Source organism: Gallaecimonas pentaromativorans (genome assembly GCF_003751625.1).
GTDB lineage: Bacteria > Pseudomonadota > Gammaproteobacteria > Enterobacterales > Gallaecimonadaceae > Gallaecimonas > Gallaecimonas pentaromativorans.
This window is the reverse complement of the sequence record NZ_RJUL01000005.1, coordinates 97,192-111,830: the sequence shown is the minus strand read 5'-3', so window position 1 is coordinate 111,830 and position 14,639 is coordinate 97,192. Positions and strand designations below refer to the sequence as shown.

General features: G+C 53.2%; 12 protein-coding genes and 4 pseudogenes. 8 read left to right on the top strand and 8 right to left on the bottom strand.

The annotated features are described in order from the left end of the window. Positions 1-10 precede the first annotated feature (10 nt). A pseudogene (locus EDC28_RS10370) lies at positions 11-959 on the top strand (IS30 family transposase). Positions 960-1,654: 695 nt separating this feature from the next. Here the strand turns inward: EDC28_RS10370 and EDC28_RS10365 are convergent. Continuing rightward, the gene (locus tag EDC28_RS10365) at positions 1,655-2,794 is read right to left on the bottom strand and encodes an SGNH/GDSL hydrolase family protein (RefSeq protein WP_170164090.1); all 1,140 of its coding nucleotides are present in this window, start codon (positions 2,792-2,794) and stop codon (positions 1,655-1,657) included. A gap of 196 nt (positions 2,795-2,990) precedes the next feature. On the opposite strand from EDC28_RS10365, the gene EDC28_RS10360 reads away from it, so the two are divergent. Further along, the gene (locus tag EDC28_RS10360; RefSeq protein WP_244946582.1) at positions 2,991-3,620 is read left to right on the top strand and encodes a TetR/AcrR family transcriptional regulator; all 630 of its coding nucleotides are present in this window, start codon (positions 2,991-2,993) and stop codon (positions 3,618-3,620) included. 456 nt (positions 3,621-4,076) lie between these two features. Here EDC28_RS10360 and EDC28_RS10355 read toward each other — a convergent pair. Further along, positions 4,077-4,696: pseudogene (locus EDC28_RS10355) on the bottom strand (IS5 family transposase); the annotation flags it as partial. Positions 4,697-4,800: 104 nt separating this feature from the next. Between EDC28_RS10355 and EDC28_RS10350 the strand changes: the two are divergent. Further along, positions 4,801-5,568: pseudogene (locus EDC28_RS10350) on the top strand (IS4 family transposase); the annotation flags it as partial. 430 nt (positions 5,569-5,998) lie between these two features. Here EDC28_RS10350 and EDC28_RS20340 read toward each other — a convergent pair. The 4 genes and pseudogenes from EDC28_RS20340 to EDC28_RS10340 form a co-directional block, all read right to left on the bottom strand. Continuing rightward, the gene (locus EDC28_RS20340) at positions 5,999-6,229 is read right to left on the bottom strand and encodes an IS3 family transposase (RefSeq protein ID WP_244946581.1); all 231 of its coding nucleotides are present in this window, start codon (positions 6,227-6,229) and stop codon (positions 5,999-6,001) included. 39 nt (positions 6,230-6,268) lie between these two features. Further along, a pseudogene (locus EDC28_RS20335) lies at positions 6,269-6,855 on the bottom strand (IS3 family transposase); the annotation flags it as partial. A gap of 11 nt (positions 6,856-6,866) precedes the next feature. Continuing rightward, a complete protein-coding gene (locus tag EDC28_RS20330; protein WP_244946573.1) occupies positions 6,867-7,148 on the bottom strand; it encodes a transposase in 282 nt (93 codons plus the stop codon). A 225-nt stretch (positions 7,149-7,373) separates the two neighbouring features. Further along, positions 7,374-8,654 (bottom strand): alginate export family protein, encoded by a 1,281-nt coding sequence (locus tag EDC28_RS10340; protein ID WP_123421549.1) that lies wholly within the window; start codon positions 8,652-8,654, stop codon positions 7,374-7,376. A 246-nt stretch (positions 8,655-8,900) separates the two neighbouring features. Between EDC28_RS10340 and modA the strand changes: the two genes are divergently transcribed. The 3 genes from modA to modC are packed head-to-tail and all read left to right on the top strand — an operon-like array spanning position 8,901 to position 11,377. Next, on the top strand, positions 8,901-9,578 hold the full coding sequence (gene modA / locus EDC28_RS10335) for a molybdate ABC transporter substrate-binding protein (protein WP_244946572.1): 678 nt from the start codon (positions 8,901-8,903) through the stop codon (positions 9,576-9,578). A gap of 8 nt (positions 9,579-9,586) precedes the next feature. Next, on the top strand, positions 9,587-10,273 hold the full coding sequence (gene modB, locus EDC28_RS10330; protein ID WP_123421547.1) for a molybdate ABC transporter permease subunit: 687 nt from the start codon (positions 9,587-9,589) through the stop codon (positions 10,271-10,273). Between the two features lie 9 nt (positions 10,274-10,282). Then, positions 10,283-11,377, top strand: a complete 1,095-nt coding sequence (gene modC, locus EDC28_RS10325) for a molybdenum ABC transporter ATP-binding protein (protein WP_336391524.1) — start codon at positions 10,283-10,285, stop codon at positions 11,375-11,377. On the opposite strand, the gene EDC28_RS10320 is transcribed toward modC, so the two are convergent. Then, positions 11,374-12,183, bottom strand: coding sequence for a TOBE domain-containing protein (locus EDC28_RS10320; RefSeq protein WP_123421545.1), 810 nt, complete (start codon positions 12,181-12,183; stop codon positions 11,374-11,376). The genes modC and EDC28_RS10320 overlap by 4 nt on opposite strands. 117 nt (positions 12,184-12,300) lie before the next feature. Between EDC28_RS10320 and EDC28_RS10315 the strand changes: the two genes are divergently transcribed. Then, positions 12,301-12,567 carry a DUF4031 domain-containing protein gene (locus EDC28_RS10315; protein ID WP_336391523.1) on the top strand — a complete coding sequence of 89 codons (267 nt, stop codon included), beginning with the start codon at positions 12,301-12,303 and terminating at the stop codon, positions 12,565-12,567. A 3-nt stretch (positions 12,568-12,570) separates the two neighbouring features. On the opposite strand, the gene EDC28_RS10310 is transcribed toward EDC28_RS10315, so the two are convergent. After that, the gene (locus EDC28_RS10310; RefSeq protein ID WP_123421544.1) at positions 12,571-13,626 is read right to left on the bottom strand and encodes an AraC family transcriptional regulator; all 1,056 of its coding nucleotides are present in this window, start codon (positions 13,624-13,626) and stop codon (positions 12,571-12,573) included. On the opposite strand from EDC28_RS10310, the gene EDC28_RS10305 reads away from it, so the two are divergent. Next, a complete protein-coding gene (locus tag EDC28_RS10305) occupies positions 13,600-14,619 on the top strand; it encodes an SDR family NAD(P)-dependent oxidoreductase (RefSeq protein ID WP_123421543.1) in 1,020 nt (339 codons plus the stop codon). The two genes, EDC28_RS10310 and EDC28_RS10305, sit on opposite strands and share 27 nt — an antisense overlap. Positions 14,620-14,639 lie beyond the last annotated feature (20 nt).

Sequence of the window (14,639 nt, the reverse complement as noted above, 5' to 3'; positions counted from 1 at the left end):
CAGTATCACCATGAGTTATCAGCAGTTGACCGAGGGCAAACGATACCAGATCGCCGCCCTTATCGCCCAGGGATGTTCCCGGGCCGACGTCGCCAAAGCCATCGGCGTCCACCGCACCACCCTGTACCGGGAGCTCAAGCGCAATAGCCTGGACGGGGTTTATCGGCCACAACAGGCGCATGCTGCCACCTCGACACGCAGGGCCCAGGCCCGCAAGTACCGGGTGCCTACCCAGACCCTTGAGTATGTCGAGTTGACCCTTTCCTGGCAGTGGAGTCCGGAACAGATCAGTCAGCTCAGCCATCGCATCAGCCGGCCGGTGAGCCATGAATGGATCTATCGTCATGTCGCCGCCGATAAGGCCCGAGGTGGCAAGCTTTATAAGGCCTTGCGCCAGGGCCATAAGCGCTACCGCAAGGGCCGCCACCCTAAGCGTGCGGTGATAGCCGAGCGCCGCTCAATAGAGGAACGTCCCGCCATCGTCGACAGTAGGGAACGCTTTGGCGACTGGGAAGTGGACACGGTGCTGGGTAAGCAAGGCAGTGGTGCCTTGGGGACCCTGGCCGAACGCAAGAGCCGCTTCTACCTGGTGCGCAAGGTCAAGACCAAAGAGGCCAGTGAGGTAAGCGAGGCGATCATCGATATGCTCAAGCCCTACCAGGCCCATGTGCATACAATAACGGCGGACAATGGCAGCGAGTTCGTGGAGCATAAGGCCATCGCCAAGGCATTGGCGGCAGACTTCTACCTTCGCCCATCCCTACAGTCCTTGGGAGCGCGGCCTGAACGAGAACTTCAACGGCCTGCTGCGCCAGTACATCCCGAAGGGCACGGATCTGTGCACGGTCAGCACCGAGGATGTCAGGATGGCACTGCAGCGATTAAACCTGCGGCCGCGCAAATGCTTGGGGTTCAGGCAGCCAGCGCTGGTATTCCAAGAATACCTACAAGCAGCATAGGCGGGTGTTGCACTTCAGAGTTGAATTCGCGCCCGCAGAGGTGCAGCCGCCCAGATCCCGCCGCGAAGAAAGGATAGCAGTAAGAAGAAGGTCATCCCCATAACTAAGCTGTAAGCGCCCTCAGGGGCATCTGGACGAATTGAAAGAAGAGAGTAGCAACGCGTTTTCAATCGGCGAAAAAGCGACGCGGCAGTTTAAACAGCTTACGGATAACCGGCTACGGCAACGCAACTACAATGTTCAGGTTGGCGAAGTGCTGGTTCGGGGTGCAGCATTGAACAGAATGACAGCATTGGGCATGTCCGTCAGTGAGATAGCGCGCTGATTCTGCCCAGTTACGAGTTGAGTTTTTGGTTTGGCCTATCTGTATTTCCATTAAATACATGGGGAGCAGGTCATGATATATCTGAATGATTCAATGGATTTCGGACATAACACTAGTTTGAAATATTATCGATAGACATAACACAGTTTTAATACTACTTAATTTTGGACTCACTACTATTCTAGAAATAGTATAATCGGCATTTTAACTTTCACTATTAAATGTAACTAAATCTGCATAATTCTTACTATTAGTTGAATTAACGAGATGATCTATGTTGGGTTTAAGTTGTTAAAGTAATGAAAGCTAACCCATAATCGTTAACCGGAGGCTGGGTTAGCTATAGATAGTCGTAGTAACGAGCTTCTTATTAATTAAATAATTCTAATGGAATCGAATATGCCATCTCTTTATAGCCTTTATCGTTTGGATGTAAATGATCACCACTATCAAAATCCTCTTTTATTCTTTCAGGATGCAATGAATCTCGTATTGCCAAATCAAAGTCTATCACGCCATCAAACGACCTACTTGTTCTAATCCAATGGTTTATTTTTATTCTTTTCTCCTCGGCTTTTTTGGAAAAATATCCTGGGAACTTTGCCCCATAAAATGGAGTTAGTGTTGAACCGTATATTTTTACATTGTTTTCATGAACTTTACTAATTATTTTTTTTATTCCAGAGATGATTTCTTCTGCTGTGACATCTTGATCATTTAACCCCAAGAATTTTGGTAGTCCAATGTCATTTATTCCTTCCAGGAAAATAACTTTTGATAGGTTAGGAACTGATATTACATCCCGGTCTAGCCTAGATATCGCGGATGGACCAAACTGATGAACGGGAAGGTCATGTAGGATTCGATTACCAGCAATCCCGGAGTTAACTATACCATAGTTGTATCCACTTTTTATAAGTCGTTTAGCTAGGAAATCAGGCCATCTTGAATTTTTTCCAGATGTTGAATTCTTACCATCAGTTATAGAATCTCCTAGGACAACAAGCGAAGATGCATGTGAATTATCGACATCGATACGCGAAATAAAATATCGTTGATGTGTTGTATATATGTCAGACATACTCGCAAGTGTTGTTTGATCGTTGTTTGATGATATATAGCTAGTATCTCTGGCAAGAGGATGAGTTGTAATGAGGCCTACAGCTCGTGGTATGAATAAAGATATTTGAACTTCAGAGAGTGGGTTTACATGAAAAACAATAGGGTCACTTAAAGCACTATCTCCAGCCTTTAATATAATTGAATGGCTTCCCGAAAAAGTTATCTTTTTAAGAGAGCTGGTTGTTATTTCACCAGGCCTGCTGCCTGGCAGGGCAATAGTTGCGGCGCCAATTTCAAGAGAGTTCTTGCCTAATGAATTATCAATTTTTATCCTAACTCTATCACCTCCAATTGAGAGTTGAACATTTTGTCTAATTGTCCCACGAAAGAAATCCTCAGAGTTTTCAAAGGCTGGGGCCGCTCCCCAGGCTCCAACCCAATGTGACATTGATGAGGCTTGAACCGGTAACGAAGTAGAGAATGATATGAATAAAAACGCCGTTAACATTAAAACTACATTAAGTTGAACGGTTCTTGATATTGTGCTAAGGCTAAGCGTTCGCGTAAACATAATAAGCAAATCCAATTTTCCATAGTGGTCTCTATGGTAAATGAGTGCGGGAGGATTTTCAACAGTGGTCACTATGACAAATAATGGTGCTCGGCGTCGTGGTAGGCCGTTAGGGTTCAACAAAAATGATGCGCTGAGAAAGGCAATGATTATCTTTTGGGAGTTTGGTTACGAAGGCACTTCTGTTAACGACTTAGTTGAAGGCATGGGGATTACTCTTCAAAGCTTTTATACAGCGTTCAAGTCGAAAGCAAATACCTATTGCAGTGCACTTGAACTCTATCATCTCTTATTCGCAAAAAAACGTCTCGATATCTTGAATAATTTAGATGTATTTGAAGCTTTCCATGCTTATAGTCAAGCTTCTGTAAAAGATTTCTCTAGTGAAAGTAATCCAAAAGGATGCATGGTTTGTTTGAGTGCTTTAACTTGTGGAAGAGAGCATGAATTTTTAGTTAAAGCTTCACAAAAAATGCGTCTGGATACAATTTCTAATTTTAATCTTCGTATTATTAAAGGAATTAATGATGGTCAATTGAAAACAACTACTCCTAACAGTGTTGCCTTTGCGATTGGCGCAGTAATTCAAGGAATATCAATTCAAGCAAGAGATGGTGTCAGCACGGAAAAGTTGCTCGAGTCAAGTGATTATATCAATACATACTTAAAGAGTTTTAGTGTAAAAAAAAATGCATCGTCTTAGTCTTAATATATTGAGCTTACATTCATATTTAATGTCAGTTTTTATGAGGCATAAAAATCCATTAAGGACTTCATGAAAATGAAGCAAGTTATTATATTTTTTTTGATAGAGGGTGAGTCAAAGGATGCTATGTCTGCTCTGAATTTTCTGTAACTATAGGTAGTGTGACATAAAATAGATACTAGCTACTTAATATAATTCCTACTTAAAATTAGTCTAAATAGCTGTGCAGGATGGTAGATCACCTTGTACTATTTAAAGCTCCGGTTTTAGCTAAATAGCTGTTCAGAATAGTAGATTACTCAAGGAAGGGAACCCGGGTCCGTTTGCGCGATCAGATCTGTCGCCAAACAAACACCTACCGCCGGACACCGGGTTCTCAACATGCTACAACTACTCAACGGCGTTGTTTCCAATCCGACAAGGAAACGCAGTCCCCTAATGGGCTTGGCGCCCTTAGCTGACCGGCAGGCGTTCAGGCATGCCTAAGGTCAGCATTTTGTTCATCACCTTCACCTCAGCCAGGGCCTCGGCAACCTGGCCGTTGTGACTGCGCAGGCTGAGCTTCGGGCTGATGAGCTGCTTGTAACGGGACATCGCTGTTTCCGCTTTTGACCGTTGGTGATAGCCGCTTTCCTTTTTCCATTCCGCCAGTTGCCCGGCTTTCAGTGCCGCCACGGCGTCGTTTCGTGGATGCCCTTCCTCCCAAAAGCCCGCTGTTTTACGGGGTGGAATAGTGGCTTTGGCGCCTTTCTTTTGCAGGCGTCGGTGGCAGGTTTTGCTGTTGTAGGCGCCGTCAGCACTGACCTGATGGATATGGCGGCGCAGCGGATTGAGCAGGCCAGGTAGGACTTCACTGTCTCCCACGCTTTCCAAGCTCACTTCGGCACCAATTGCCTCATGAGTTTGGGCGTCCACCGCTAGGTGCTCTGCTCCTTACCGTACTTACGTTGTTTCCATTCGCCTTCGTCAAAGACTTTTAGGCCTGTGGCGTCGATAACCAAGTGGGCCACCGCCCCTTTACTGGGTAGGCGGTACTGGATGTTGACCATCTTGGCGCGCTTACTGATGCAGCTGTCTAGGGAATCCCCAGATAAACGCTTTATTTTTCAATTGGGTAGACGTGCATGGTGCTGTCTGATCTAATCCATTTCGCCAAAAACCAATTAGCTACAGCACCATGCACGACATTCGTATCTTACATGATTTGCTTAAAAAACAATGCCCTGCCATCCATGCCAAACGGCTGTCTTCGCTGATGACGGCCACCAGGGCCTTGTTGGACGGCCAGCAGCTTTCGCTCACCCAACTGGGCCGCAACATCACCGGCAAGGTTGCGCCCAAGCACAACATCAAACGCATGGACCGTCTGCTGGGTAATACGCAGCTTCATTCGGAGCGCCTTGCCATTTATCGCTGGCATGCCCATTTATTGTGTGGCGCCAACCCAATGCCCATCATCTTGGTGGATTGGTCGGATGTACGGGAGCAGACACGGCATTTGACCTTGCGGGCATCAGTCAGTGTGCAAGGGCGCTCGGTGGTGCTGTATGAGCGGGTGTTTCCCTTCGCCCAATACAACTCCCCGGTTAGCCATAACCCGTTTTTGCAGGAGTTGGCGGCGGTCCTGCCTCAAGGCTGCTGCCCCCTTATCGTCACCGATGCCGGGTATCGCAACCCGTGGTTTCGGGCAGTCGATGCCCTTGGCTGGTTTTGGTTGGGCCGGGTGCGTGGTGACGTGGGCTTTAAGCGCCATGACAGCCAGCATTGGCAGAGTAATAAAACCTTTTATCCCAGCGCCAATACCAAGGCGCAATATTTGGGGGCGGGACTATTGGGCCGTAAAAGCCCGATAAACTGCCACCTATATCTCTTTAAAGCTGCGGCTAAACAGTGCCGTGATAAACGCTCCTCAAAGGCGGGTCGTCGTCACACTGATAGGCGCGCTGATGGAGGATAAAGCCACACTTCCAAAGGGCTATATCGGGCATTTTTGCGCCCTTTTGGGCACGAGTCGCATCGTTCATACTAAAATCGACCGGCTTCCAAAGCTCTTTTACTGACTCGTTAGTACTTGACTGAGCCAATATGGCCCTTGTTGTGGAAAATGTCTCGTGCACCTTTCTCAGTTCGCAATGGCCTAGCCCTGAGATCAGATAGTGCTCGCTGTCATCTTTAATTCGGAGAACCTTAGTAATCACTATGCGTCCCTGCATTATGAAGCCATCAAGAAATGGCTAATAGGTCACTATCGAACCGAAGACCCTTGAGGTCATGCTGTTCGCACAATACTTTCAGTTTTTCACTACAGTAAAGAAACTGACCTCGCTGTTCCTTGGACTTGAATATCAGCTTATTCGTGAATCGCCCCGGCTTCTTTAGACACTTTTGAGCCGTTCGAAATATTGCTTTTCACACTCTACTGGCGATAGTCCATTGTTGAAACTATGCCGACGCTTGGGGTTGTAAAACATTTCAATGTAATTGAATACATCCTGTCGGGCCTCCTCGCGATCCGTATAGGTTTTACGTCGGATCCGCTCGCGTTTTAGGAGCTGGAAGAAACTCTCCGCCACTGCGTTGTCATGACAATTGCCGCGTCTGCTCATGCTGCCCTTGAGCCGGTGCTCCCGCAAAAAATCCTGCCAGTCATAGCTGCTAAACTGGCTACCTTGGTCGGAATGAACCAGCACTTCCTGCTCGGGCCGCCGTCGCCACACCGCCATCAGTAACGCGCTGATGGCCAGCTCTCGATCCGGGGCCCCATTGACCACCCAATGACTTGTCGTGAGAACAAATCCAATACCGCAGCCAGATAGAGCCAGCCTTCATGGGTTCGGATATAGGTGATGTCCGTTACCCAAACCTTATTTGGCTCAGTCACATCGAACTGGCGTTCAAGATGATTCGGTGCAACCACTGTTGGCCGGCCACCATAATGACCGGGACGGCGACGATAACCGGTTTGTGAACGTAAACCTTCATGACGCATTAATCGCGCTACCCGGTGTTTACCACAGGTCTCGCCCATCTCGCGCAGGTCATCCCGGATCTTGCGATAACCATAGACGCCCCCGCTTTCTAGCCAACATTGTTTGATCTGTCCCAGGAGGCGTTGGTCTTCCAGAGCTCGGGCAGATAAAGGCTGGTGCTGCCAGGCGTAATAACCGCTCGGGTGGACATTCATCATCCGACACAGTCTGCGGATGGGATGTGTGGATGAGTGTTCCCGGATGAAGGCGTACCTTACCCTGACAGCTTGGCAAAGTACGCGGCGGCCTTTTTTAAGATATCTCGCTCATCGGTGACGCGACGCAGTTCAGCCTTGAGGCGCCGAATTTCGGCTTGCTGGCTTGAGTCATGCTGTTGCTGGCCTTCGGGCTGGCTGTAGCGTTTGAGCCAGGCGTAAAGGCTGTGGCTGGAAACACCCAGTCGCTCAGCGACCTCTGCCACTGGATAATTGCGCTCAGTCACCTGCTTGACGGCGGCCAGTTTGAATTCTTCCGTGTAACGTTGCTGCTTGCTCATAACACCTCCTGAATGACCTCAGTTTGAGGCTCTTGAGGTGTCTAGGAAAGTAGGGGCGATTCACAACGCCAAGCTCGCCTGAGCGGTAACAAAAAGCGGCACAGGCCAATGAATTTGAAGCGCTAATCAACCCTATCTATCAGTGCCGGTGGGCGGCGTAAAAAGGGGGCGTTGCCGATAAAAAAAAAGCGCTTCATCAAGAAGCGCTTTTTAGCGGCCTGGCCTTTAGAACTTGTAGGTGGCCTGGGTGTAGAAGTAGCGGGTGTTGCCGTCGTCCGGGGCGCTGGGGGCATCACGGAAGAACTCGCCCTTGATGAGGTAGGCCGCGCCAATCTCCAGCTGCAGCTGCTTCATCAAATCGATGCGCCAGCGGGCCTCGATTTGATGGCCGACAAAGCGGCCGCTGTCGCCGCTGGTATCACGCAGCCCGGAGCGCGATTGCGAATCGTGGGCCGAGGCCAGCCACAAGGCGCGGTAGGCGATAAAAGCGCTTTTGCCGATAGCGGGTTTGAAATCCCACTGCACGCCGGGGGAGATGATGTTGGTGCGGGCAAAGGCGCCGTAGATGCCGGTAGGGCCAAAGTCGAAGCGGCTTACCCCGAACAGGGTGTTAAAGCGCTGGGATTTGCCGTCGTTCGGATCGCTGTCGCCACTGGCGTAATCGGCCAGCAATGACAGGCGCGAAGCCAGGGCGTCATCGAACTGGTAGCCGATTTCGCCGTGGAACATACCGGCGTTGACGTCCAAATCGCCGTTGTCACCAAACTGGTAGGCCGCTTCCACCTCGTAGTGCCACTGGTTGGCGGCGATGGCGTTGAGGTTGCGAAAGCCCAGGGTGCTCAATTTAAGCTGGCCACGATTGCTGTCGGTGCCGTAGTAGTAAAGCTCCCAGTCGGTGGCGCCCTTGTGGTTCCAGTCCAGGCCCCAGACGTGGTCGTTGCTTTCTTTGTCCAGGTGGGTCTTGTTGTGGTCAAGGTCCTGGCGGTTATCGGGGCGGATGGTCACCGGGTTGAAGTAAAACCCCTGCCAGGTGGCAAAGCCGTCGTTATAACTGCCGTAAATACCGTCAAAAGCGTTGATGGTGTTACGAAAACGCTGGCGGGCCATCAGTCGGCGGCTGCCGAGATCCAGGGTCTGGCGGCCAACCCGCACCTGCCATTTGTCGCCGTCATGCCAGCCAAGCCAGGCCTGCAGGGGCTCAAGGGTGTTGACATCATCGCTGCCAAGGGGGGTGCCGCTGTCGTCGAGCCAGGTGCGGGCATCTTCCAGCTCTACCTGGCCAAGGAGGTTCTCGCCCTGGTATTTGAGGCTGGCCAAAAGCTGCGAGGCCAGCACGCTGTCGTCGCCATGGGCATTGGCGCGGTAGGCGTTTTGCAGGCTTTCATAACGCAGCCGGTACTGGCCGTCGAATTGCCAAGGTGAGGCCTCTGCGGCCAACACCGCCGAGGAACAGAACAGCAGCGATGCCAAAGGCAACAACACCCCTAAGGATTGCCCTTTCTTCATGACTTGAGCTCCCAAAAAAGAAAATAAAAAAATAAGAAATGTCGCTTTCACAGCCGAGATGCTGGATCCATGACTTTTAAATATTCGATATATAAAACGCTATATAACGGTAAGCAGAATGCTTTAGAATGACAAGCATCAAAATGAAAGTTGGCTGAGGAAAAAGGTATGAAGTTGGTTAAAAGTCTGTCTTTAATAACTGTTATTTATTTATTCATTAGTCCCGTCTATGCAAAAGACATTCAAGTGGCGGTAGCGGCCAACTTCACGGCGCCGATGAAGCAAATTGCCCAACAATTTGAAAAAACCTCCGGCTACAAGGTGAGCCTGGCCTTTGGCTCTTCCGGCAAGTTCTTTGCGCAAATTCAAAACGGCGCCCCCTATGAGATATTCCTCTCGGCCGACCAGGCCAAACCCATCGCCATGGAAAAAGCTGGCCTGATGGTACCCGGCAGCCGCTTTACCTATGCCATCGGCACCCTGGCGCTGTGGTCGCCTAAAGCCGGTGTGGTCAAAGACGGCGGCGAGCCACTGCAAAGCGGCCAGTTCAACAAGCTGTCTTTGGCCAACCCCAAGCTGGCCCCCTATGGCCTGGCTGCCACCCAGACCCTTGAGAAAATGCAGCTCACCGCCGCCACCCGCGCCAAATGGGTGCAGGGTGAAAACATCTCCCAGACCTACCAGTTTGTGGCCTCCGGCAATGCCGACATCGGCTTTGTGGCGCTGTCGCAGATCATGAGCAATGGCAAAGTCACCTCCGGCTCCAGTTGGCTGGTGCCAAGCGAGTATTACAGCCCCATCCGCCAGGACGCAGTGCTGCTTAAAGCCGGGGCCGACGATGCCGGCGCCAAAGCCTTACTTTCGTATCTTCAAAGCGATGCCGCTCGCGCTATCATCCATGCCTACGGCTACAAAACCGAGTAACCCCATCCATGGCTTTTTCCGACGCTGACCTTACCGCCGTTTGGCTCACCCTGAAGCTGGCCAGCACCGTTACCGCGCTGCTGCTGCTGTTGGGTACCCCCATCGCCTGGTGGCTGGCCCGCACCCGCTCCTGGCTTAAAGGGCCCATCGGCGCCCTGGTGGCCCTGCCGCTGGTGCTGCCGCCAACGGTGCTGGGCTTTTACCTGCTCATCGCCATGGGCCCTAACGGTTTTGTGGGCAAGGCCACCAGCGCCCTTGGCCTTGGCACCCTGCCCTTTACCTTCTGGGGGCTGGTGGTGGCGTCGGTGATTTATTCGCTGCCCTTTGTGGTCCAGCCGCTGCAAAACGCCATGGAAGCCATAGGCGAGCGGCCTTTGGAAGTGGCCGCCACCTTAAGGGCCGGCCCCTGGGACCGGTTTTTCAGCGTGGTGCTGCCCCTTGCCAAACCCGGTTTTATAACCGCCGCCGTGCTGGGCTTTGCCCACACCGTGGGGGAATTTGGGGTGGTGCTGATGATAGGCGGCAATATCCCCGGCCAGACCCGGGTGGTGTCGGTACAAATTTATGACCACGTCGAGGCCCTGGAATACGGCCATGCCCAGATGCTAAGCGCCGCCATGGTTGTTTTTGCCTTTGTGGTGCTGCTGGGGCTTTACAGCCTGCAACGTAAAAGCAGCCTGTGGGGCCTCAGGTAAGGAGTGATGGTGTCTAAACACGGTATCGAAGCCCGTTTTGCGCTGGGGCTGACCGGCAAGGGCGAGTCGGCCTTTAACCTGGATGTTGACCTCACCCTGCCCGGCCAAGGGGTCAGCGCCATTTTCGGCCACTCAGGCTCCGGCAAAACCACCTTGCTGCGCTGCCTGGCCGGCCTTGAGCGCGCCCCGGTGGGGCGCCTGAAGGTCAATGGCGATACCTGGCAAGACCAGGGCCTCTTTTTGAAAACCCACAAAAGGCCGCTGGGGTATGTGTTTCAAGAATCGAGCCTGTTCCCGCACCTCACCGCCAAAGGCAACCTCGATTACGCCACCAAGCGCTCTGGTAAAGCCACCCCCGTGGCGCTCTATCAAAAGGTGCTGGCGGTGATGGGCATCGAGCCGCTGCTGGGGCGATACCCGCACCAACTCTCCGGCGGCGAGCGCCAGCGGGTGGCCATTGCCCGGGCGCTGTTGATCCAGCCCAGCCTATTGTTGATGGACGAGCCCCTGGCCGCCCTTGATATGGCGCGCAAGCAAGAAATTTTGCCCTACCTTGAAAAGCTGCGTACCAGCTTTGCGCTGCCGGTGGTGTATGTCAGCCACGCCATGGATGAAGTGGCGCGCCTGGCCGACCATGTGGTGGTGATGCAAAGTGGCAAGGTAAAGGCCGAAGGAGCCGTGGGGGAGGTGCTTTCGCGCCTCGATTTACCGCTGCCGGCAGGGGACGACGCCAGCGTGGTCTGGCAAGGCCAGCTGGCGGAGCGCGATAGCCAATGGCATCTGGCCAAGGTGGCCTGCCCGGGCGGCGCGCTTTGGGTCAGAGACAGCGGCGATACCTTGGGCAGCCCGGTGCGGCTTCGGGTTCAGGCCAGAGACGTGAGCCTGAGCCTTAGCCGCCACAGCGATTCGAGCATCCTTAACCTGCTGGCGGTCGAGGTGGAGCAAATGGTGCCAGACAAAGACGACGCCATGGTGCTGGTGCGCCTTAAGGCCCAAAACGACCACCTCATTGCCCGCCTTACCCGCCGCTCGGCCAGCACCCTTGCCTTGCAGCCAGGGCAATCTTTGTGGGCGCAGATAAAATCGGTGGCGATTGTCCGTTAACCTTCTTTGAGCAAAATGACGCTGGGCGCTTTAAAAAGGGCGCAGGCTTCTATCCCTTCGGCAAGGGCCAGGTTTTTAGCGCTTTCGTTGGTGACGATGGCGCTCACCGCCTTGTTGCCGCCGATATCGATGGTGATATCGCTGTTGACGCTGCCGGTGAGCACCCTGGCTACCTTGCCCACCAGCTTGTTGCGGGCGCTGGTTTGAATGGCCGTGTCAGTGCTTACTATCACCGATGAGGCTTTCACTAAGGCGATAACCTCGCTGCCCTCCAGCAAGCCCAGGCGCTCGACGCTGTCGCGGGTGATCATCGCCACCAGCGGCTGGCCGGCGCCGATATCCAACTCCACTTCGGTGTTGATGGCGCTGGCACTAATGCGGCGAATCAAGCCGCGAAACTGGTTCCTGGCGCTGGTATGCAAGCTGCCTCCTTTCATAAATGACGCCACATCGTTAAGCGACTGCACCTTGTGGCCCAGTTGGGCGATAAAGCGCCGGTGCTCGTCTTGTAGCTGCTCAAAGCCCGCCACAATGCGAAGGCCATGTTCGGTGAGCCGGGTGCCGCCACCCTGGGCGCCGCCGGTGGTGCGGCTTACCAGCGCTTGGCTCGACATATTGTTCATGGCATCGATGCGATCCCAGGCGGTTTTGTAGCTGATGCCCACCAGCTTGGCGGCCTTGGAAATGGAGCCGCTTTGCTCAACGGCCTTAAGCAGCGCCACCTGCGCCTCGGCCAGGGGCTGCTGGCCGTTAGACCAGAAGATATCCCCTTGCAACTGGCCCTTGGGGCCTTGCGGTTTGGTCATGCACGTTGCCTTTGCGAGAAGCGGTGGCGCCATTATTACCAATAGCCGCCGCGGTTGCGACCTTTGCCGCCAGCCCCCGGCTTTGGTAAAGTGCGGGCGTTTTTTAAGCAAGCGAGCATGCCCGTGGCGGTATACGTAGACAACATGCAAGCGCCCTTTCGGGGCATGGTGATGTGCCATATGCTGGCCGACACCGAGGCCGAACTTCATGCCATGGCCGAGAAAATCGGCATGCAGCGGCGCTGGCACCAGCACCCCGGCACCCACAAGAGCCATTACGACATCAACCAGGACATGCGCGCCCTGGCCGTGGCCCACGGCGCCGTGGAGATCACCTTAAAAGAAAGCGGGCGCATTGTCCGCGCCCGCCGTCTGGCAAAATAGCCTTTACCCGACCCGCGTGCGCCGCCAAAGAGCAGGGGATTGCCCTACCAGTCTTTTAAAGGCGGTACTGAAAGCCGCCTCAGACCCATACCCCACGGCGCTTGCTACTTGTTCCAGAGATTGCTTCCCCTGGCGAAGTAGGCGCTGCGCCAGGGCCATACGCAGCTTGGTTAAATAAGCCAAGGGCGCAATACCGGCCGCCTCTTTAAAGCGGGTTGCAAAAGTAGTGCGGGACATGGCCACCGTCTTGGCTAATTCAGCCAGCGTCCATGCTTGCTCGGGCTGCTGATGCATCAAACCAATGGCTTTTTCTAACCTGTTATCGCTTAGGGCGTTTAGCAAGCTCGCTTCGGTAACCGGCTCTAAGAACAGCCGATCACGCAGCAAATGGATGAAAATCATATTGATGATATTGGCCATGGCCAGCTCCGTTCCGGGGCGAATGTCACTGGCTTCATCCAATACTGACTCTATCAACCACTTGAGCTTGGATGCTGCCGGACTATTGGCAGGGATCAAGGAAAAAGCCGGCAGGCTACTGAGGAATAGATCGCTATATGACGATTGTTCCACATCCAAATGGCAACCGAGCAGGATCAGATCCCGCCCTTCGCCAACCTGCACCATGGCCTGGCTTTTATCTTCAAAAACCTGACTGGCTGACTGCTGCGGCAAATTGGCTAATAAGGCGCTATGGCTACCAATGGTAAAAGGGCCACTTTTATTGAGCAGCACAATATCACCGCAGGCCAATGGCACCAGGGTATCGGTGCCATGGAACTGCAGTGCACAGTTGCCTCGGCCAACCATCATGAATTTTACTTTCTGGGGCGAGGCAAAACTCAGGCTCCAGTCACCACCGGCATGCAGCCCGCCGGCAAAGACGGTTTTCAGCTCCATTAAACGAAGCAAATGTGAAAGCGTATCTCGAGACAAATCCGAACCTTTAAAAAGAGAAACCGCACTTTTACGCATTAATCGTTCAACCGCTGCCACGTTAGCATGATCCGACACTTTCAGGAGACAATCATCATGACAACAACGCAGCAGCCCCTTCATTCCGGTTTTTCTCCCTGGTCGACCTCTGTCGATGTCATCAAAGGCATCAATTTGGTTGGCAAGGTCGCCATCGTTACCGGGGGTTACGCCGGGCTGGGGCTTGAGACTGCCCGCACCTTAGCCAGCGCCGGCGCTCGGGTCATAGTACCGGCAAGGGATATGGCAAAGGCCAGGGACAATATCGCGGCCATCGGCGGGGGAATTGAGCTAGCCCCGATGGATCTTTGCGACCCAGCAAGTATCAGTCGCTTTGCCCAAACCTTTGAGCAAAGCGGTTTGGCACTGCATATCCTGGTGAATTCGGCCGGCATCATGGCCTTACCCACGCTCAACCGAGACAGCCGAGGTTACGAGTTACAGTTTTCCACTAACCACCTCGGGCATTTCCAACTCACCGCCGCCCTCTGGCCCGCGCTGAAACGAGCGCAAGGAGCCCGAGTGATCGCCGTATCATCCATGGGGCATCGCTTCTCCGATATCGACTTTGACGACATCCATTTTAGCCAGCGCCCCTACGATCCCTGGGTAGCTTACGGCCAGTCCAAAACCGCTAACGCCCTGTTTGCCAAGGCATTGGACCAGCGGGGCCAACCGTTCAGCATAAGGGCTTTTTCGGTGCATCCGGGAGGCATCATTACCGGCCTGGCGAAGCACATGGACCCTGAACGGATAAAAGCCATGGGCTTTATCGATGCCCAGGGTAATCCTGTGATCAACCCCAAGCTCGACATGAAATCGGTTCCCCAAGGCGCAGCAACCCAGATTTGGTGTGCCGTCAGCCCACAATTGCAAGATAAGGGCGGCGTCTACTGTTTGGATTCAGACATTGCCCCCTTGCTCAGGGCCGAGGCAAAGTCCTCCGTGGACGACTTTGCCTCGCAAAGCAGAGCAGACAGGGCCATGGGCGTGGAGCCTTACGCGGTGGACCCGCAAAATGCCGAACAGCTCTGGGTTTGCAGCGAAGCACTCACCAAAACCACCTTGCATGACTAACCAATAAAAAAGCGCCTTTC